Here is an 18,579-nt window from a genome sequence, read left to right on the forward strand (position 1 = left end):
CGCCCTCTCTCCTGACGGGTTGGCGCCACGGCGCCGGGCGGTAAATGGCATTCATTCTTGCGGCACTTGCGGCGGCCCTGGTCGTGACGCTCTTCGTCATGCGTCGCAGCTTTGCCGACTCTCGCTTGCAACAGGGGATTCCGCCCGGAACCCGATTGACGGCATGGACCCGCGAGGCCAACCTCAAGGGCTGGGGGCGCGCGGGCGGACTGGGGGTGGCGGCAGGCCTTCTGCTCAGCCTTGCGCTGCGGCTGTTCGACGATTCGGCGATTGCGGGGACCAGCCTCTGGTTGCTGCTGGCGGCGACACCGGTGTTTGTCGCCGGCCTGGCGGACGATTTCACGCAGCGCGTGCGTCCCTCGCTGCGACTGGTGGCGGCATTCGTTTCGGCGCTGCTGGCCGGACTGTTCCTCGACACCTGGGTGAATCGGATCGATGTGCCCGCACTCGACGTGGCTTTCGCCATTCCCGCCGTGGCCATCGCGTTCTCGTGCCTGATGGTGGCGGGCCTGGTCAATGCATTCAACATCATCGACGGCTTCAACGGGCTGGCCGGCGGCGTCGCCAGCCTGATCCTGGTCGGCATCGCCTACGTCGCCTTCAAGGTCGGCGATCTCGTGGTGCTGACGGCGTCGCTCACGGCGATCGGCGCCATCGCCGGCTTCATGCTCTTCAACTTTCCGCGCGGCCTGATCTACCTCGGCGACGGTGGCGCCTACCTGCTGGGGTTCTGGATCGGCGAACTGCTGATCATGCTGGTGGCGCGCAACCCGCAGGTATCGGCCTGGTTTCCGGCGCTGCTGTGTTCCTACCCGGTGTGCGAAATGCTGTTCTCGATCTACCGCCGCGCCTTTGTCCGCCGCTCCCATCCCGGCGCGCCGGACATCGCGCATTTGCACCACCTGATCTACAAGCGCCTGGTGCGCTGGCTGGCCGGCCCGAGCGGAATGCAGGTCAGGCACGAACATGGCAACGCGCTGACCTCGCCCTATCTCTGGATTCTCACGTCGATCGGCGTGGGGCCGGCGGTGGTCTTCTGGCAAAAGACGCTTGTCCTGCAGATCGGCTGCATCGTCTTTGCGGCAGCCTACGTGTATGCCTACGTGCGCATCGTGCGCTTCCGCTCGCCGCGCTGGTGGTCGCTGCGGCGTACGCCACCCGGACCCACGGAAAAACCCTGACGATGCTGCGACACGCGACATTCTGGAACACCCTGGCAGGCACGCTCATCCTGGCAATCGTTTCCGCCACGCCGATCATGATGAGTTCGATCATGGACCGCGGTTACGAGGTCGCCAAGCTTGCACTCGCCGAGCCACTGGCATTGCTTGCCCTGGCGTCGATCCTGATGGCCAAAGGCTGGCGCCGGCAAGGCGCGGGGTCCGGCGAAGCGCGGGTGGCCACGCTGTGCTTCCTCGCATTCCTCCTCCTGGCGGGTATCTCGACCCTGCTCTCGGCGCAGCCGGCGGTAGCGTTTTTCGGCGGCTATTTCAGGCGCGAAGGGCTTCTCGCGTGGACCGCCTACGCCGCGTTCTTCATTGCGGTCCTGCGCTGGACTCCGGGCCGTTCCCGGTCTGGCGTCATCGAGATCGTGGAACTGCTCCTGCTTGCCAGCGTCATCCCTGCCGCCTATGCGATCCAGCAACGCCTGGGCCTGGATTTCTTTTTCGTAGGCAATCGCGATCCGGGGCGACCGAACGGGACGCTGGGCAACCCGGTGTTCCTAGGCGCGTATTTCGCAGTGCTGCTGCCGGTCGCGGTGGTCCGTTGCTGGCTTGGGCGTCACCGCCTGGCCGAGTTGGCCCTGTGGCTGCCGATCATCCTGCTCCAGGCCACCGGCCTGCTGATATCCCAAAGCCGCGGGCCGCTGCTGGCGCTGGTCCTGGGTTTGGGATTGCTGGCCGTCCTCGCGGCCGGATTCAGGCGGTCGCGAGGCACCTTCGTTGCCATCGGGGTCCTGTTGGTCGCGGTCATCGCCATGCTGGTGCTGATCAATGCCAATGTCACTGCCCAGCGCGTGGCCCGCGACCTTCCCGTGCTCGGACGGCTGATATACAACCTGGAAGGCAGCCAGCCGGGAACCGCGACCTCGCTGGCTTCGCGCAGCACGGCGGCACGCCTTGGCATCTGGAAGGCTGCCACGGAAACCTATGTCGCGGCACCCACCTCCGCGAAACTGTTCGGATTCGGGCCGGAGTCCGCATACACCCACTATTACCCGCACCTGCCGGACGAAGTGATGCAGGTCGACGGCTATTGGCAATCGAACTCCTACGACCGTTTCCACGCCGACACGCTGGACATCGCTCTTAACTACGGGATTTTCGGCTGGCTTGCTTACTTCGGCCTGTTCAGCGCAGTCCTGATCGCGGCAGCGAGAGCCCTCTTCGGAGTCGGCGGCAGGTGGCTGTATCTGGCGTTCACGCTGATACCCCTCGCAGTCGCTGCGATAGCCGCCGGATTGGCCCGGTTCGTTGGCCTGCCATCGACGATGGTACCCGCCGTGGGGATCGGCGTCGGTGGTGGCTGGCTTCTCGTATTGGCGGCCTTCGCCTGGCGCGCCTCTCGCAATGGCTTGCCCGAAAGCCTCCGCTCGCGCCCGGAACTGTGGATGCTGCTGGCTGCGCTCACCTCGTCGCTACTGGTGTTCTGGATCGACGTCCAGGTGAATATTCCGACCCTGACCAGCCGATTGATTTCGTTCGGAATCGCCGCCCTGGTGCTTGCCGTGGCATCGGGCTTGTCGAACCCGGCCGGCGAGGAAAGCCCCGTGCTCGCGACCACCCCATCGTGGGCAGTGGTGTTCCCAATCATCGCCGCCTGCGCGAGTTTCCTGCCGGCGGTCGCCCTGGATGCGAGCATGCGCGCCCAGGAAACCGAGCGCTGGTGGCTGAGCGGGATTCCCATCGGATCGCTGCTGGCACTCGGCGCGCTCCACGCATGGATTCGAAGCGCGGCAGACAGTGGCCGTCCGGCTCACGTGTTGCGCTGGACCACGATCGTCACGGGATTCGCGGCCGCCTATGCGATGCTGCATTGGCTACTGGTCCCGAATGTCGGGCCGCTTGTCGATCCGCAAAATGTCGCCCGACTCACCGGTATCGCTGGCGTCGGCGGCCTGTTCATCCTCCTGATTTCCGTCGCCGCGGCGGTGACGGCCTGGCGGCAGGGTCGGATGACGGCAGAACCCAAGATTTCCATCCGTTCCATGTTCGTCGCACTTCCCGCATTCGTACTCGCCGGACTCGCCGGGTTCTTCGCCTTGACGGCACTCAAAGCCGACATCGGATCGACCGTCGGAAACTGGGCGGCAAACAAGCAACCCGATGTCAGCGATCGGATCCTGCTGGCAACAATCGCTGCGATGCCCCACGAGCGTCACTACCAGCGGCAGCGAACCTTCGATTTGCTCGCCCGCGCCATGGAAGAAGTCAAGCATTCCAGCTCGGCCGAAAATTTCCCGAAAATTCGCGGCCTGCTGGATCAAGCCGAAGATCAGGCACGGGAGGCCATGCGCCGGTTCCCCGCGGACCCGTGGATCGTCCTTGCCGTTGCCAACGTGATGCAGATACGGGCACTTTCTGCCATTCGACCATTTGCGCCTGAAGATGGCGGAAAAGCCGCACTGGAGGCCGACGAGCTTTTTGCCCGAGCGTATGAAATATTCCCCAACCAGCCATTGCTGCTACGAAACTGGGCTCAGTTAAGGTTCAATGAAGGGGACAATCGGAGCGCATTTCGCCTGCTTGACCACATGGAGGCCGCTATACCCAACGAGATCGAGCCGTATTCCGAGAGGGTGATTATGGCAAAACAAATCAATGACATGGATACCGTTAACGAGACCATTGAGCGAGCCAGGCAGCGGCTCGACGAAAACGGAATTCAACGCCTGCTGGCTGTTGTCGGGATACAACAAAAATAGCTTCTGCATATTCATTGCGGACACGCTGGCGGCAAATCTGATAATATTGGTAGCTAGTAACCCTGCCATATGGCAAGGTATTAAATCGAAAGCAATAAGGGGGCAATCGAGCCATGCGGATTTCAACCAGCGTTTCAATCAAAACACTCATCGCCCTTGGGCTGGTCGGTGCAAGCGGCATTGCATCTGCCACTGCTTCCTCGACCCAGGCGGCAGCGGCAGCGGCAGCTCAACCCAGCAACAATCCCGGCCTGGTTGCCGGCCTTCTGACGACAACCGGCGCCGCGACGGCGGCAACCATCGGTAGCACGGTTGGCGCGATTGCTGGCAGCGCGGCTGCGGGTGGCGGTTTTGGCGGCGCCCAATCGGCACTCCCCGCCGGTGTTACCCGTTTGGCACTTCCAGGACAGGGCGGGACCGGTGCGGCTGCAGCCCCAGGTGGCAAGGCATGGAACGCGTGGTTTGCCGCTTCGCAGAATACTGTGTCCTACGATTACGCTCCCCTGCAATCCAGCGGCAAAGTCCGTGTTGGCCTGATCGGTGTCGACTACACCTTCAGGAACAATATCGTGGCCGGTATGGCCATTGCTGCCGACAAGTCCGACATCAACCTGAACTTCGTCGGTGGCAAGCTGACCGGCAAGGGAACCACCTACTCGCCGTATGTCGGCATCCCGCTAAACAAGAACTGGTCGGCTGACATGTCGGTTGGCTGGGGCAAGACCACGGTTGATACGGAAGTCACCGGTATTACGGGTCGCATGACGGACAATCGCCGTACTGCCAGCTTGGGTATGTCGTATCGCCAGATGGCGGGCAACGACAACAAGTGGATGCTCACCGGGCGCGGTTCCTACCTCGCGGTCAGGGACAAGCTGGGCGCCTACACGATGTCCAACGGTACTTTCGTGCCGGATGCCAGCGTCAGCCTGTCGCAACTGCGCTTTGGTGGTCAGGCGGCCTATAACGCCGGTGTGTTCGTCCCCTATGCGGGCCTGAATTACATCTATGACGTCAGCGCGCCGAGCCAGGCGGGTGCCGCCAATGACCGTGATGCCTTCCAGGCCGTGCTTGGCTTGAAGTTCAGCGTCCCGAGCGGCTTCTACGGCGGCCTGCAGTACTCGTCGGAGCTCAACCGCAGCCAGATCAAGAACAACCAGATCATGCTGAACCTGGGCGCACGCTTCTAAGCAAGTTTGAACGGTCGGCAGTTCAGCGCCGACGTAACGCCTCAAATGAAACTGCCGAATTGGGTCATTCCCGGTTCGGCAGTTTTGTTTCTGGGGGCTTGCGCCCTGCTTCAGGCACCCGCCGAACACGCCTTTGCCATTGCCACCGATGCCGGATTCTCATCGGTCGATCTTCCGGACACGCGGCTGAAGGGCTTCTTCAGGCTCAAATCCCCACCCGGCGTGGTTCAGACGCTTACGGTCTACATAGAAAGCGACGGCGCCCCCTGGCGAGTGCCGGATGAGCCGCCATTCGATCCGACTCCACACAAACCGATGGTGCTGCAGATGGCGGCCGCCGACCCCGGCGGTGCCGTGGCTTACCTTGGTCGTCCGTGCCAGTACCTCACGCCGAGTGCGCTGGCCCAATGCGATCCGGCCTTGTGGATGCTCGGCCGCTTCAGCGAGGACGCGGTAAAGGCTACGAACGCCGCATTGAGCGCAATGAAGAGGCGTGCGCAAGCGTCCTCGATCAACCTCGTTGGATACTCTGGTGGCGGTGCGATGGCAGCCTTGGTCGCCGCGCGGCGCGACGACATCAATTGCCTCGTTACGATCGCCGCCCCGATGGACACCGATGCATGGACCTCGGCAATCGGGGTTTCGCGACTGAGCTATTCACTGAATCCGGCCGACCATGCGAAAAAACTCGGGCCGCTAAGGCAGACACATTTCCGCGGCCGCAAAGATACCCTGGTGCCGCCGGCAACTAGCCGCCGCTTTTTGACGCAGGTTCCGGGCGCACGGGTGGTTGACAAGGAGGACTACGACCACCAATGCTGCTGGAAGGAGGACTGGAAGGAGTTGCGAGTCCAGTCCTGCCTCACAAGATAGCCGGGAGTTAGAAAACGGTTCAGCGGAACGAGGGCATCTGGTGGATCACGTTTACCGGCTGCATCGTCAGGGACTGCATCAGCGAATCGAATCCGCCACCCTGTTGCAGGAATACCGGGGTCGAATCGAGGATGTACAGGGGCGCCTCGCCGGGCTTCGGCTTGTCGGGCGCAAATGCCGTCTGTTCCTTCTTCACGTCCAGCGCGGGACCCGCCGCCAGCTTGATGTTGGTGGCGCCGTCGTGGACATAGTCGTAAACGCCGGCGCGGGCGTCCGGGGTGTCCTCGGCGACGATGGCAACTTCGAAATCCGTGCCCCGAATACCCACCGTGGCAGTGGCTGCAGTCACCTGGACGCGATCGCGTGACGTCTTGCCGATCAGGCCCGTCAGGAAGCGGGCGGCGCCCCTGAGCAGGGAAAACTGCGCGGTGTCCGTCGACTTCTTTTCGTACTTGAAGTCATCCAGCTTGAATTGTGTGTTCGGTCGCAATGCGACGACCGAATCATCGGCGAGTTTCAGAACAACTTCGCTCTTGGCCTGGGTGGCCACCGTATCGCCCGACTGGATTCTTTCGTTCGGCCCGGCCTTGCGCGATTGCTTGTCTGTCCCCGTTATCGTGACCTCGCCAGACAATTTGTCGATGGACCCTGACTCGGCCGCGAAAACCGCACCTGCAAGCGCGAGCAGGAGGATCGAAAAGCTGAGTTTCCTTGCTGAATGCAATGACTTCATTGTGATTCTCTCCTGACGGGACGTCGTTATGACGCAACATTTTCAGATTAAACCATGAGGTTCGATCATTCAAGGAAATATGCCCGGCAACATGCCCGGAACAAGAGAATCGACCGGGCAAGAAAAGTCGCGGAAAACCGGCCTGCATGGCCTGCAGCACTTCAAGGATCTGGTCGGGGCGAGAGGATTCGAACCTCCGACTCCTGCGTCCCGAATTTTTTAGGCTTGGCGAGAACATCGATTTTTCAACAGTTTCACGTAGCCGGCACCGCGCCGGGTTCTCAAGAAGTCGCAGAAATTCGGGCAATTCATCAGGAGGCAGTTACGAAATGGTTACGCAGAACAAAGCGCAGCGGCGCAAGTCGAGCATGCATATTTCGGTAGATTCGGGATTGAAGGTGCGGCTGCAAAAAGTCGCAGAGCGTATGAATATCCCGGTGTCGCATTTGACCTCGTTAGCTTTGAGTCGGGCCGTTCGAGGCTTCGAGCTCGAGGTAGGGCTGGCCAATGTGGCGGCGGGTGGAGTAGAGCCATGAGACTGCCTTGGGATCCCAACTTCGAGGAGTTGAGGCGGCGAAAGGGCTTTACTTATTTCTGGTGGTGGTACTTGTCCCTTGTGTTCGTCCTAGGGCCGACGATGGCGCTTGTAATCAAGTACCCGAGTTTCCGGTGGGTCGGTCACCTGGCGGCGAGCATCACCGAACTGGAATTCAAACGTTGTGATCGTTGAAATCCTCGATCAGTGCGGTCGCCGGCACGCAGTGCCTGGGCGCGTAGCGCCCAGGAATGATGCGGGATGGCGAAGCGTGTGGCGGCGCGCAGCGCCGACGACACGCTTCGCCAGGGTCCCGCGTCGGCGCGGCGATCGCACGGCAGGGAATCGGGGGGGGCTAGCCGTCAATGCCAGTAAGGCCGCTATTCCGTCAAGGGCACCGTGGAATAAATGGGGGGACCCGCGTAGCGGGGGGAACCGTTTATGCCGCGAAAGGCCCTTGTACGGCCTCCAGCCCCGCAGGGAACGCTCTAGGGGTGGGATTGGGGGGAATTCTCTCTTCCCCCAATCCCATGCCGACAGAGGCGCGGATTCGCATGCCGAGGATTTGCCGGAGTCGGTTGCGGATCGCTTGCTAGCGGCGGTGTCAGTAGCGCTGATCGGCACGAGGAAATGCAGGCGCGTCGCTCGGCTGCCAGCCCCGCAAGGGGCGGCAGCCGAGGCGTCCGGCTGCGCCTCTCGGACGGTTGCTGCGGCCCTGAAATGTCACGGAAATCGAACCTGTGGCCGGATCGGAATTTCGTTTCGGCTTAGTAACACTTACGCCGGAGATTCTCATTTTGATAATTCTATGCTTTCTTTTCTCTGTGAGCGCTTGCGCTGCAAGGCTTTACAAGGATTTGCGATGTTTCTGCAGAACCGGCAAATCGGCTCGTTTGCGCGCAAATCGCAGTTTTTGCGGTGATTGGTTTCGCAAACAGTGCTTATTGCGGAAGATTGCGGGAGGGTAAATGAAGCGGAAAATGGCTACTGGATTAAGGCTTAATCAGATGCGCGCCTTCATGAAGATTGGGCGTTGGCAATGGGCGGTCAGGTGTTGGGCGCATCATGGTCGATGGGTTCTTTCAGTTTCCCCCCGGGGGGATCGTGAGGTTCCTTACCACTACCTTAAGGCGGAGAAGTCAGGGCAACCCCGGTTACTTAAGTCTGAAACGGCGCTGGTAATCGCGCAGCAGTTGTCTGACGAGGGCGTTTATTTCGATCGCCGGTCGTTCGAGTCGGTCACTGCGCCAAAGCCTTGGCAATCGGTCGAGAATCTTAGCCTCGGACAGGATGTTCACCAGTCCTGATGGTTGCGGTGATTGGGTGCTACCGCCTTGGGCCGGGAGGTTGGCAAATCTCTACTTCATGAAGCGGTGGTGTCGTCAGCATGACAACGCTTGCCGGCGAAGGGCGTGGCGTCGAATCGCAACAGAGAAAAAGCGGCTGCTCTCCCTGGGCGTGTCCTACATCGAGGTGCACCTGGTATGCCGAATCCTGACCAATCCGCGAAATCAAGCGGCGTTGTCACGATATCGGCGGTTTCTGGCGAATGAAAAGCAGTGGCTTGACATGAGTACACCAAAGAGTGACACTATAGGCACTTAATAGACACTTAAAGAGGGCTATATGTCACGAGCTGAGCAAGCAGGAAAACGAACAGAGTCGATCAGGGTTCGCCTTGAACCGGACATGATGCAGCGTTTCGTTCGAGCGGCTGCGGTCTATGGATTGACACCTTCGACGATGGCGGCGGTTGTACTTGGGGAATACGTGGTCAGACATGAGCGCGGGCAAGAAATCATGCGCGATGCCTCGGACGATCCTAAGGGACGCGGGGATTAGGTGGCCAGCGTGACTGTGCCGACCGAAGAATATCCGCTATTGCTGACCCTCGAAGAAGCCGGCAAATGCCTCGGCGGTGTGTCCAAGAGTACGGTTCGCCGGTTGATCGAACGCGGCGAACTGGCCTCGTGTCGAGTCGGTCTGAGATTGCTGCGGATACCGGCCAGCTCGATCCGCGCCTATGTGCAGCGCACTGCTGTCGGCGGATACGGTTTCGCGTGCGAAACTCCGGTCGGCGTGTCGAAGTCTGTTGTCGTTGTGGCACAAGAAGCGGACAATCTGACACGCGCGGAGTCGGTTGCGTGTGAGGAGTCCAGCACATGGCATACCGACGTAAAGATTCGCCGTATTGGTGGATCAAATACACCGACGCAAACGGCAAAACAGCTTACGAAACTACTGGAACAGCTGACCGCAAGGAAGCGGAAGCCTTCGAAGCAAAGCGGCGTCTTGAAGTCCATCAGCAGCGGAAGTGGGGCATCCAGCCTGAACACACTTTCGACGAGTTGATGGTTCGGTATCTCGAAGCCACGAACGACGAAGTCCGAAGTCCTGAGCGAACGGCTTTTGCAGTGAAGCGCCTGCAACCGTATTTCACTGGAAAGGTGTTGGAGCGTCTTAATCGCGCCGACATTTCCGGGTACATCGAAATGCGGAAGCGGGCGAAAGTAGGCCCGGCAACCATCAATCGTGAATTGGATATGTTGTCAGCAGCAATCAACTACGCCAGGAAGCGTTGGGACTGGAACATCGGCAATCCTTGTTCAGGAATGTCGTTGCGTCAGCCGGAAGGCCGTTTGCGTTGGATCAGTCGTGCCGAGGCTGATGCGCTGATTTCGGAAGCGGAGCAGGACAGGAAATCGCCACATCTGGCGGATTTCATTCGAGCGGCTCTGAATACTGGATGTCGCAAAGGCGAGCTGCTGGAACTATCGTGGGATCGTGTCGATCTTCGAGAGGGATTGATATACCTCGAAGGCCATCACACGAAAAGCGGTAAGCGGCGAGTAGTACCGCTAAACGAGGAAGCGCGAAAGGCAATGTTGGGTCGTGCTCGTTTCCGGGCGCAATTTTGTCCGGCGTCTCCGTGGGTGTTCGCCCACCAGGACGGCGAACGCGTGAAGTTCATGCAGAAGGGTTTCCAGAGCGCCTGCAGGCGGGCCGGGATCGAGCAATTCAGGGTTCATGATCTCCGACATACCTGCGCGTCCTGGATGGTGCAGCAAGGGGCTTCGATGATGGAAGTACGCGACGTGCTCGGCCACTCGAGTATTGAGATGACCGAACGCTATGCGCACCTTGCACCGGAGAGGCTGAAATCCGCGGTCGGCGTGTTGGACCGGTTACGTTCCGGTTACGTCGAGCGGGAAAGAGGGCAAGGGCTGATGTAGAAACCCTTGTAAATAGTGGTCGGGGCGAGAGGATTCGAACCTCCGACTCCTGCGTCCCGAACGCAGTACTCTACCAGGCTGAGCTACGCCCCGATGGTATTGGGTGGCACGGCATGACATGCGGGATCGGGCGGAACGCTGCTGCCCGAGAGTCATCCTTGCGAACCTTGCGGCGATCAAAACCTTCTTTGTACCGCGAAGTCCGCCAATTGTAGCAGCGTTTCCCTGAACTTTGAATCCGGCAATGCGGCAAGAGCCGCTTTTGCAAGTCCGGCTTCCGCCACTCCATGAGTGTGGGCCGCGGCCAGCGCGCCGCTGGCGCGCACTGCCGCAAGCACCGCCACGAAATTCTCGCCGCTGGCGTTCTCGATCGCGTCCCGGACCAAGGCGGCCTGCTCCGGATTGCCATGCTGAATGACATGAATCAGCGGCAGCGTCGGCTTGCCCTCGGCCAGGTCGTCGCCCAGGTGCTTGCCGGTTTCCGCTTCCTGCCCGGAGTAATCGAGCACGTCATCGATCAGCTGGAATGCAGTACCGATGTGCGTGCCGTAGGCTGCCAGTGCCTGTTCGACGCCATCACTGGCTTCGCCGAGGATTGCGCCGAGACGACCGGCGGCCTCGAACAGCTTGGCAGTCTTGTAGCGAATCACCTGCAGGTAGGCGCCGATTTCGATGTCGGCATTGCGGCAGTTCATCAGTTGCAACACCTCGCCTTCGGCGATCGTGTTGGTCGCATCGGCCAACACCTGCATCACCCGCATGCTGCCGACCCCGACCATGATCTGGAACGCGCGGGAATACAGGAAATCGCCGACCAGCACACTGGCGGGATTGCCGAATACTGCATTGGCGGTATCGCGGCCTCGACGCAGCGAGGATTCGTCGACGACGTCATCGTGCAGCAAGGTTGCGGTGTGGATGAACTCGACCACGGCCGCCAGTTCATGATGGCGGGTGCCGGAATAGCCGCAGGCACCGGCCGCCAGCAGGACAAGCGCGGGGCGCATGCGCTTGCCACCGGCGGAAACGATGTATTCGGCGACCTGACGCACCAGCGCCACGTCGGAATGCAAACGAACTCGAACCACGGCGTCGACTGCACGCATGTCGGCGTCAATGGGGGCGTACAGGCTGGAAAAGTCCACGGCGGATGTAGGAAGCTGAAGCGAAAGCGCGATGTTAGGCGGCACATCGGTCGGCGTCAACGGAAGCCCTGCAGGCAGGATGACAGGGGGTTTCCCCTTATACTTCGGGCTTGAACAGATCAACTTTCTCCTATGATTTTCCGGTGGTTTTGATTTCCGTCCCGACACCGGATGCCGGCTGACCCGGTGCTGGCGCCGAGGAAATAACGTTCAACTGCACCGCTTGCCAGCCGCAATCGCATTCCCATCATGAGCCAGCCGAAACCTCCCGCCTCCCCCATTCCCCAGGCCGCCTGGTCCGGGCGGTTTTCCGAACCCGTTTCCGATCTGGTCAAGCGCTACACGGCATCAGTGTTTTTCGACCGTCGCATGTGGCGGCAGGATATCCGGGCCTCGCTGGCGCATGCGCGCATGCTGGCGCGCCAGGGCATCATCGCCGCCAGAGACCTGGCCGCGATCGAACAAGGCATGGCGACGATAACCGACGAAGTCGAGGCCGGCAATTTCAACTGGAACCTCGATGACGAGGATGTGCACCTGAACATCGAGAAGCGCCTTACGGCACTTGTCGGCGATGCCGGCAAGCGCCTGCATACCGGCCGCTCGCGCAACGACCAGGTAGCCACCGACATCCGGCTGTGGCTGCGCGATACGATCGACGATATCGACATCCTGCTGCGCAACCTCCAGGTCGCCTTGCTCACAGCGGCCGAAACCCATGCCGAGACCCCGATGCCCGGTTTCACGCATCTCCAGGTGGCGCAGCCGGTCAGCTTCGGCCACCACCTGCTGGCCTATTTCGAAATGCTGCGCCGTGATCGCGAGCGCTTTGCCGACTGTCGGCGCCGCACCAACCAGCTCCCTCTGGGCGCCGCCGCCCTGGCCGGCACCACCTTCCCCATCGACCGCGAATCGGTGGCGCGCGAACTTGGCTTCGAAGGCGTTTGCGAGAATTCCCTGGACGCGGTTTCCGATCGGGACTTTGCGATCGAATTCTGTGCCGCCGCCTCGGTGTCGATGATGCACATGTCGCGCTTTTCCGAAGAGTTGGTGCTCTGGATGAGTCCGCGCGTCGGCTTCATCGACCTCGCGGACCGGTTCTGTACCGGTTCTTCGATCATGCCGCAGAAGAAGAATCCCGACGTGCCTGAACTCGCGCGTGGCAAGACCGGCCGCGTCTTCGGCCACCTGATGGGCTTGCTGACGTTGATGAAGGGCCAGCCCCTGGCCTACAACAAGGACAACCAGGAAGACAAGGAGCCGCTGTTCGACACGGCCGATACCCTGATCGACACCCTGCGCATCTTTGCCGACCTGGTGCCTGGCATTCGCGTCAAGCCCGATGCCATGGCGGCCGCCCTGCGCCAGGGCTACGCCACGGCGACCGACCTCGCCGACTATCTGGTGAAGAAGGGCCTGCCCTTTCGCGACGCGCACGAAGTGGTCGCCCGCGCCGTGCGCACCTGCGAAGCACGCGGTTGCGACCTGCCGGACCTGACTCTGGACGAGCTGCGCGCGTTCTCGCCGCTGGTGGCGGACGATGCCTTCGCGGTGCTGACCGTCGCCGGATCGCTGGCCGCGCGCGACCATCTTGGCGGCACCGCGCCAGCACAGGTGCGCGCCGCGATAGCGCGATCGCGCGCACGACTTTGACCGATGGCCATACCCCATCGGATAGGCAAGTACGAGATTCACCGCCAACTTGGGCAAGGCGCCACCTCCATCGTCTACCTCGGCTACGACCCCTTCGCCAAGCGCGAGGTCGCGGTCAAGGCCATCTTCCCGGAAGTCTTGCGCGACAAGGAACGCGGCAAGCTCTACCGCAACCTTCTGATGACCGAGGCATCCCTTGCCGGCAAATTGAACCATCCGCACATCGTGCAGATTTACGACGCCGTGGTGGCCGAGGAACAAAGCTACATCGTCATGGAATACGTCAAGGGCGGCACGCTGGAGGCTTTCTGCACGCCGAGCAGCCTGCTGCCCGTGGATCGACTGGTCGAGATGATCTTCAAGTGCACGCGGGCACTCGATTATGCCTTCCGCGCCGGCATCACCCACCGCGACATCAAGCCGGCAAACATCCTGCTCGTCGATCCGGGCGACAGCCGCGAGCATGCCAGCGGCGATATCAAGATATCGGACTTCGGCGCGGCGATGATGAGCACCGGGGAGCAAAGCCGCACCCAGGTGTCTGGCGTCGGCTCCCCGGCCTACATGTCGCCGCAGCAGGTGCGCGACATGCCGCTGAACCACCAGACCGACATTTACTCGCTGGGCGTGGTGATGTACCAGTTGCTGACCGCGCGCCTGCCGTTCCAGTCGACCTCGAACTACGGGATGATCTACCAGATCTGCAATACCGATCCGCCGCCGCCGTCGACCTTTCGCACCGACATGCCGACCAGCCTCGATGCCGTGGTCGCGCGCGCCATGCAGAAGGACATCGAGGCGCGCTACCAGAGCTGGGAAGAGTTCTCCCATGACCTGGCGCAGTCCTTCCGCAACAAGCTGCTGGTATCCCAGCGGCAGGCCTTCCCGGACAGCGAGAAGTTCGAGAGCCTCCGCGGGCTGGCGTTCTTCCGCGAATTCACCGACGTCAATCTTTGGGAAGTGGTGCGCTTCTCGCGGTGGGACGAAGTGGCCGCCGGCACCGTGATCATGCGCGATGGCGAACGCGGGGATTTCTTCGCATTCCTGCTCGAGGGGGAATTGGCCGTTTCCAAGTGCGGCCATACCCTTGGAACGCTGGCGGCCGGAGAGTGCTTTGGCGAGATGGCCATCATCCGTCGCGGCGAACACACACGTGGGGCCGACGTCGTGGCGCAGACCGCCACCAAGGTAGTCACGGTTTCCGCGCAGGCACTGCAGCACGCCTCCGACGCCTGCCGGATGCACTTCTACCAGGGCTTCCTCGACGTCATCGCGGGGCGCCTGGCCGACGCCAACGCCAGACTCGCGGCGCTTTGACACCCGATTTCGGGCCCATTGCCGCAGCCATCGCGGCACACACGGGAATTCCCTTCAGCCCCCGTTCGATCCGTTCCGTCGCTGGCGGCTCGATTCATCGCGCCTGGCGCGTTGATGATGGTGAACGCCGATATTTCGTGAAGACCGGCGACACCGCCGCGGCCGCGATGTTTGCCGCCGAAGCATCCGGGTTGCGCGCACTGGCGGAAGCCGCCGTGGTACCGGCGCCGACTTTTGTGGCGATGGGTGACGTCGCGGCACTATCCTTTCTGGTGCTCGAACATCTCGACCTGGAAGCGCTGAACAACCAGGGCGGCGCTCGGCTGGGCAGCGCGCTGGCGGCATTGCATCGCGTCCAGGGCCCCGCCTTCGGCTGGACCGAAGATAACTTCATCGGCGCCACCTTCCAGCGCAATACCCTGCACACGGACTGGCCGCACTTCTTCGGCGAACACCGATTGCGGCCTCAGCTTGCACTGGCCCGACAAAACGGGATGGACCCGAAGCTCGTGGCCATGGGGCTCGGCGTTGTCGACTGCCTCGGTGGCCTGTTCATCGACTATCGCCCGTTGCCAAGCCTTGTGCATGGGGACTTGTGGTCGGGCAACGCCGCGCAAGACCGCTGCGGCCGTCCCCTGATATTTGATCCCGCCTGCTATTGGGGCGACCGCGAAACCGACCTCGCCATGGCGGAACTCTTCGGCGGTTTCCCCGAAAGCTTCCACGTTGCTTACCGCAGCGCTTGGCCGCTGGATCGCGGTTACGAAACACGCAAACCGCTGTACAACCTCTACCACATCCTCAACCACTTCAACCTGTTCGGTGGTGCCTACCTCGGGCAGGCGCAGCGCATGATCGAACGCCTGCTGGCCGACCTGCGGCGCTGACCACGGGGGTGCGTCAGGCGGACTTGACCACGGGTTCCAGTTGTTTCTGCAGTTCGCCCGACTGGTACATCTCGGTCATGATGTCGCTGCCGCCGACGAATTCGCCGTTGATGTAGAGTTGCGGCACGGTCGGCCAGTTGGCGTAATCCTTGACGCCCTGACGCACGTCGGGATCAGCCAGCACGTCGACACTGACGAAGTTCTTTACACCGCAGGCGTTGAGTATCTGCACCGCGCGCGCCGAGAAGCCGCACTGCGGAAACTGCTGGGTTCCCTTCATGTACAAAACAACGGGATTGCCCGTCACGGTCTGGTGAATTTTTTCCTTGATGTCCATTGTGTGTTCCAATAATAGTTGAGTAAATAACTCGGGATATTCTAACGGCCAGAACGCCGTCAGGTCAACTGCATGAATCCAAAATCCTACGGAAATAGACGCGGGTTGGCCGTGGCGTCGCATATGGGCATGGCATGGGAGAAGCAGCCGTGAACCCTGCCCAGATCAAGGCACCGCTGTTTCTCGTCTGCCTGCTGCCGCTCGCATATTATCTCCGGGGCGCCTGGACCGATACCCTCGGGGAAGACCCGATCGACGCCCTGACTCGCGGTCTCGGCGGCTGGGCGCTGGCCTTCCTGCTGCTCACGCTGACGCTAACGCCATTGCGCAAGCACACGGCCTGGGCGTGGCTGGCGCGCCTGCGCCGCATGATCGGGCTTTACGCATTCTTCTATGCATCCGCACACATGGCCTCCTATCTCGGCCTCGATCAGCAATTTGACTGGCTGGCAATCATCGCGGATGTAGTCAAACGTCCGTTCATGGTCGCCGGCATGCTCGGATTCGCGCTGCTGCTGCCACTGGCCATCACCTCGAATGACCTTGCCCTGCGCAAACTGGGCGGCCGGCGTTGGCAGAAACTGCATCGCAGTGTGTACCTTGTCGGCCTGCTCGCGGTGCTGCATTATTCCTGGATGGTCAAGGCCGAAGTCGCCAAACCGGTAGCCTGCGCACTACTGCTGGCCATCCTGCTCGGCTGGCGGCTATGGTGGCGGGTGCGGGAAGGAAGGCGGATCATCGCTACCGGCGCGGCGCGGAAGCCGGCGCGACGCGTGATACTGCTAACGGTCAGGAAATAGCGACGCGCGGCAGCCGGCGAGGAACCTGGCTCAGTGCAGGACGCGCGGCATCGACAAGACGAACTCGGCAATCCGCGCGTCGAACTGGATACCATCCTCGGCCGTCATCTGGTAGCTGCCCTTCATCGTCCCGACCGGGGTGGCGAGTTGGCAACCACTGGTGTACTCGAAGCTCTGGCCGGGTGCCAGCAAGGGCTGGTGGCCGACGACGCCAAGTCCGCGCACTTCCTGCACGTGGCCCTCGGCATCGGTGATGATCCAGTGGCGCGAGATCAACTGAGCCGGAACGTTTCCGGTATTGGTGATGGTCACCGTGTAGGCGAACACGTGCCGGTTTATCGCCGGATCGGACTGCTCCGCAATATAGTGGGTCGCGACGGCAACCGTCACGTCGTATTTCTTCGATTCGGCCATGAGGGCCGCATTCAACACCAAAATCGCCGAACCGGCAAGAAATGCCCGGGCGCGATCATCCGCAAAGTGGAACACCAAGCATGATTCTTGACCAATTCGCCCGATTCCGCGACACTTCCGCCATGCGAACCGATTCGCCGCCGCCGCCCCAGCCCGAAGTCGTTTTATGTCGCCCGCATTGCATGGGGAAACGGTATCCCAGAACATGATCACTTACGAAACAGGCTCAACTCCACAGCGCTTTCTGGCAAGACTGCAGAACGCCGGCATCGAACCCGGTGACAGCGAAGAGCTGAGGCTCAACAAATCGTTGCTGATGCTGGCCACCGGCTTCGCCAGTGTCGCCATCATGATCTGGGTGGCAATCTACCTGACGCTCGGGCCGCAGTTCTCGACCACCGCACCGTTGGTTTTCCAACTGCTGCTGGCCGGCAACATGCTGCTGTTCATCCGCACGCGCAATTTCGACTTCTTCCGCGTCACCCAACTGGGCCTGTTCCTTTTCCTGCCCTTCGTCGCGCAGTGGAGCGGCACCATCATTTCGACCAGCGGCGTGCTGCTGTGGGCCTTGCTTGGCCCCATCGGCGCCCTCCTCTGCATCGGCGTGCGCCAATCCGTCGGCTGGTTCATCGCCTGGGTCGTGCTCACCGCGCTTTCGGGCGCCGCCGACTGGTACCTGGCCGATACGGTGTTCGGCAAGAAGAGCAACGTCCCGGTGCGCACCACGATCGTGTTCTTCGCGCTCAACTTCATCGCGATCTCGACCATCATCTACCTGCTGCTGCGCCGTTCGATCGCCGAGCGGCGGAAGACGCTCGACAGCCTGGAACTGGCCCACAAGCAGATCCAGATCGAGCAGGAGCGCTCGGAAAAGCTTTTGCTCAACATCCTGCCCGGGTCCATCGCTGATCGCCTGAAAACGTCTGACAAGACCATCGCCGACGGCTTCGCCGACGTCACCGTGATGTTCGCGGACATCGTCAACTTCACCCAGGTGGCGGCCAACATGTCGCCATCCCAAGTGTTCGCCATGCTCAACCGCATCTTCTCGGCCTTCGACGAACTGGCGGAACAATACGGCCTGGAAAAGATCAAGACCATCGGCGATGCCTACATGGTCGCCGGCGGACTCGATGACAACGTCACCAATTATTCGGCGGCAATCGCCGACATGGCCCTGGCTATGCGCGACCTGCTGCGTCGGGACTTCGCCATCAACTCATCCCATCTCGAAGTGCGTATCGGAATCGGCACCGGACCCATCGTTGCAGGCGTGCTGGGCAAGAAGAAATTCATCTACGACCTCTGGGGGGATACCGTCAACATTGCCAGCCGCATAACGTCGGAAGGCGTGCCAGGAATGATTCAGTGCGACACCATGACCTACCACCGCCTCGCATCGAGTTTCGATTTCCACGAGCCGCAGACCATCTACCTCAAGGGCAAGGGCAACATGACCGTCTATCGCCTGGTCGGCCGCAAGGGAGCAGTTGCCGAAGACAGCGCCCCGTGGGCTTGAGGAATTGCCGCGCCGGGC

General features: G+C 61.4%; 15 protein-coding genes, 1 tRNA gene and 1 pseudogene. 12 read left to right on the plus strand and 5 right to left on the minus strand.

Going from position 1 to position 18,579, the window contains the following annotated elements; translation table 11 throughout:
- Window positions 1–44: 44 nt before the first annotated feature.
- The 4 genes from J0M27_RS09230 to J0M27_RS09245 all read left to right on the plus strand — a co-directional run bounded on the left by J0M27_RS09230 (window position 45) and on the right by J0M27_RS09245 (window position 5,988).
- Window positions 45–1,181, plus strand: coding sequence for a glycosyltransferase (locus tag J0M27_RS09230; protein WP_294990304.1), 1,137 nt, complete (start codon window positions 45–47; stop codon window positions 1,179–1,181).
- Window positions 1,182–1,183: 2 nt separating this feature from the next.
- Window positions 1,184–3,925, plus strand: coding sequence for an O-antigen ligase family protein (locus tag J0M27_RS09235; RefSeq protein WP_294990307.1), 2,742 nt, complete (start codon window positions 1,184–1,186; stop codon window positions 3,923–3,925).
- 113 nt (window positions 3,926–4,038) lie between these two features.
- Complete coding sequence (locus tag J0M27_RS09240; RefSeq protein ID WP_294990309.1) at window positions 4,039–5,115, plus strand: autotransporter outer membrane beta-barrel domain-containing protein; 1,077 nt, start codon at window positions 4,039–4,041, stop codon at window positions 5,113–5,115.
- A gap of 45 nt (window positions 5,116–5,160) precedes the next feature.
- Window positions 5,161–5,988, plus strand: coding sequence for a hypothetical protein (locus J0M27_RS09245; RefSeq protein ID WP_294990311.1), 828 nt, complete (start codon window positions 5,161–5,163; stop codon window positions 5,986–5,988).
- Between the two features lie 19 nt (window positions 5,989–6,007).
- Here J0M27_RS09245 and J0M27_RS09250 read toward each other — a convergent pair whose 3' ends face one another.
- Window positions 6,008–6,721 carry a FecR family protein gene (locus tag J0M27_RS09250; protein WP_294990313.1) on the minus strand — a complete coding sequence of 238 codons (714 nt, stop codon included), beginning with the start codon at window positions 6,719–6,721 and terminating at the stop codon, window positions 6,008–6,010.
- Window positions 6,722–7,050: 329 nt separating this feature from the next.
- Between J0M27_RS09250 and J0M27_RS09255 the strand changes: the two genes are divergently transcribed.
- The 3 genes and pseudogenes from J0M27_RS09255 to J0M27_RS09260 all read left to right on the plus strand — a co-directional run bounded on the left by J0M27_RS09255 (window position 7,051) and on the right by J0M27_RS09260 (window position 10,489).
- Window positions 7,051–7,257: a hypothetical protein gene (locus J0M27_RS09255; RefSeq protein WP_294990316.1), complete on the plus strand. Its 207-nt coding sequence runs from the start codon at window positions 7,051–7,053 to the stop codon at window positions 7,255–7,257.
- Between the two features lie 1,856 nt (window positions 7,258–9,113).
- A pseudogene (locus tag J0M27_RS21360) lies at window positions 9,114–9,278 on the plus strand (helix-turn-helix domain-containing protein); the annotation flags it as partial.
- Between the two features lie 140 nt (window positions 9,279–9,418).
- A complete protein-coding gene (locus tag J0M27_RS09260) occupies window positions 9,419–10,489 on the plus strand; it encodes a site-specific integrase (protein WP_294990319.1) in 1,071 nt (356 codons plus the stop codon).
- Window positions 10,490–10,505: 16 nt separating this feature from the next.
- On the opposite strand, the gene J0M27_RS09265 is transcribed toward J0M27_RS09260, so the two are convergent.
- Together J0M27_RS09265 and J0M27_RS09270 are read right to left on the minus strand one after the other, a co-directional pair.
- Window positions 10,506–10,582: transfer RNA gene (locus tag J0M27_RS09265), tRNA-Pro, on the minus strand.
- Window positions 10,583–10,665: 83 nt separating this feature from the next.
- Window positions 10,666–11,595, minus strand: coding sequence for a polyprenyl synthetase family protein (locus tag J0M27_RS09270; protein ID WP_294990390.1), 930 nt, complete (start codon window positions 11,593–11,595; stop codon window positions 10,666–10,668).
- Between the two features lie 288 nt (window positions 11,596–11,883).
- On the opposite strand from J0M27_RS09270, the gene argH reads away from it, so the two are divergent.
- The 3 genes from argH to J0M27_RS09285 are packed head-to-tail and all read left to right on the plus strand — an operon-like array spanning window position 11,884 to window position 15,491.
- The gene (gene argH, locus J0M27_RS09275; protein ID WP_294990322.1) at window positions 11,884–13,287 is read left to right on the plus strand and encodes an argininosuccinate lyase; all 1,404 of its coding nucleotides are present in this window, start codon (window positions 11,884–11,886) and stop codon (window positions 13,285–13,287) included.
- Between the two features lie 3 nt (window positions 13,288–13,290).
- Entirely contained in the window at window positions 13,291–14,604 is a 1,314-nt protein-coding gene (locus J0M27_RS09280) for a protein kinase (protein ID WP_294990325.1), read from the plus strand.
- The gene (locus J0M27_RS09285; protein WP_294990328.1) at window positions 14,601–15,491 is read left to right on the plus strand and encodes a fructosamine kinase family protein; all 891 of its coding nucleotides are present in this window, start codon (window positions 14,601–14,603) and stop codon (window positions 15,489–15,491) included. Before J0M27_RS09280 ends, J0M27_RS09285 begins: the two co-directional genes overlap by 4 nt.
- 13 nt (window positions 15,492–15,504) lie before the next feature.
- On the opposite strand, the gene grxD is transcribed toward J0M27_RS09285, so the two are convergent.
- Window positions 15,505–15,828, minus strand: coding sequence for a Grx4 family monothiol glutaredoxin (grxD, locus tag J0M27_RS09290; protein ID WP_294990331.1), 324 nt, complete (start codon window positions 15,826–15,828; stop codon window positions 15,505–15,507).
- A 149-nt stretch (window positions 15,829–15,977) separates the two neighbouring features.
- On the opposite strand from grxD, the gene J0M27_RS09295 reads away from it, so the two are divergent.
- Window positions 15,978–16,628: a protein-methionine-sulfoxide reductase heme-binding subunit MsrQ gene (locus tag J0M27_RS09295; protein ID WP_294990333.1), complete on the plus strand. Its 651-nt coding sequence runs from the start codon at window positions 15,978–15,980 to the stop codon at window positions 16,626–16,628.
- Window positions 16,629–16,658: 30 nt separating this feature from the next.
- Here the strand turns inward: J0M27_RS09295 and apaG are convergent, their stop codons facing one another.
- Window positions 16,659–17,042 (minus strand): Co2+/Mg2+ efflux protein ApaG, encoded by a 384-nt coding sequence (gene apaG / locus J0M27_RS09300; protein ID WP_294990392.1) that lies wholly within the window; start codon window positions 17,040–17,042, stop codon window positions 16,659–16,661.
- A 205-nt stretch (window positions 17,043–17,247) separates the two neighbouring features.
- On the opposite strand from apaG, the gene J0M27_RS09305 reads away from it, so the two are divergent.
- Window positions 17,248–18,561 (plus strand): adenylate/guanylate cyclase domain-containing protein, encoded by a 1,314-nt coding sequence (locus J0M27_RS09305; RefSeq protein WP_294990335.1) that lies wholly within the window; start codon window positions 17,248–17,250, stop codon window positions 18,559–18,561.
- The last annotated feature ends 18 nt before the right edge of the window (window positions 18,562–18,579 follow it).

Source organism: Sulfuritalea sp., from assembly GCF_017302275.1.
Taxonomy (GTDB): domain Bacteria; phylum Pseudomonadota; class Gammaproteobacteria; order Burkholderiales; family Rhodocyclaceae; genus Sulfuritalea.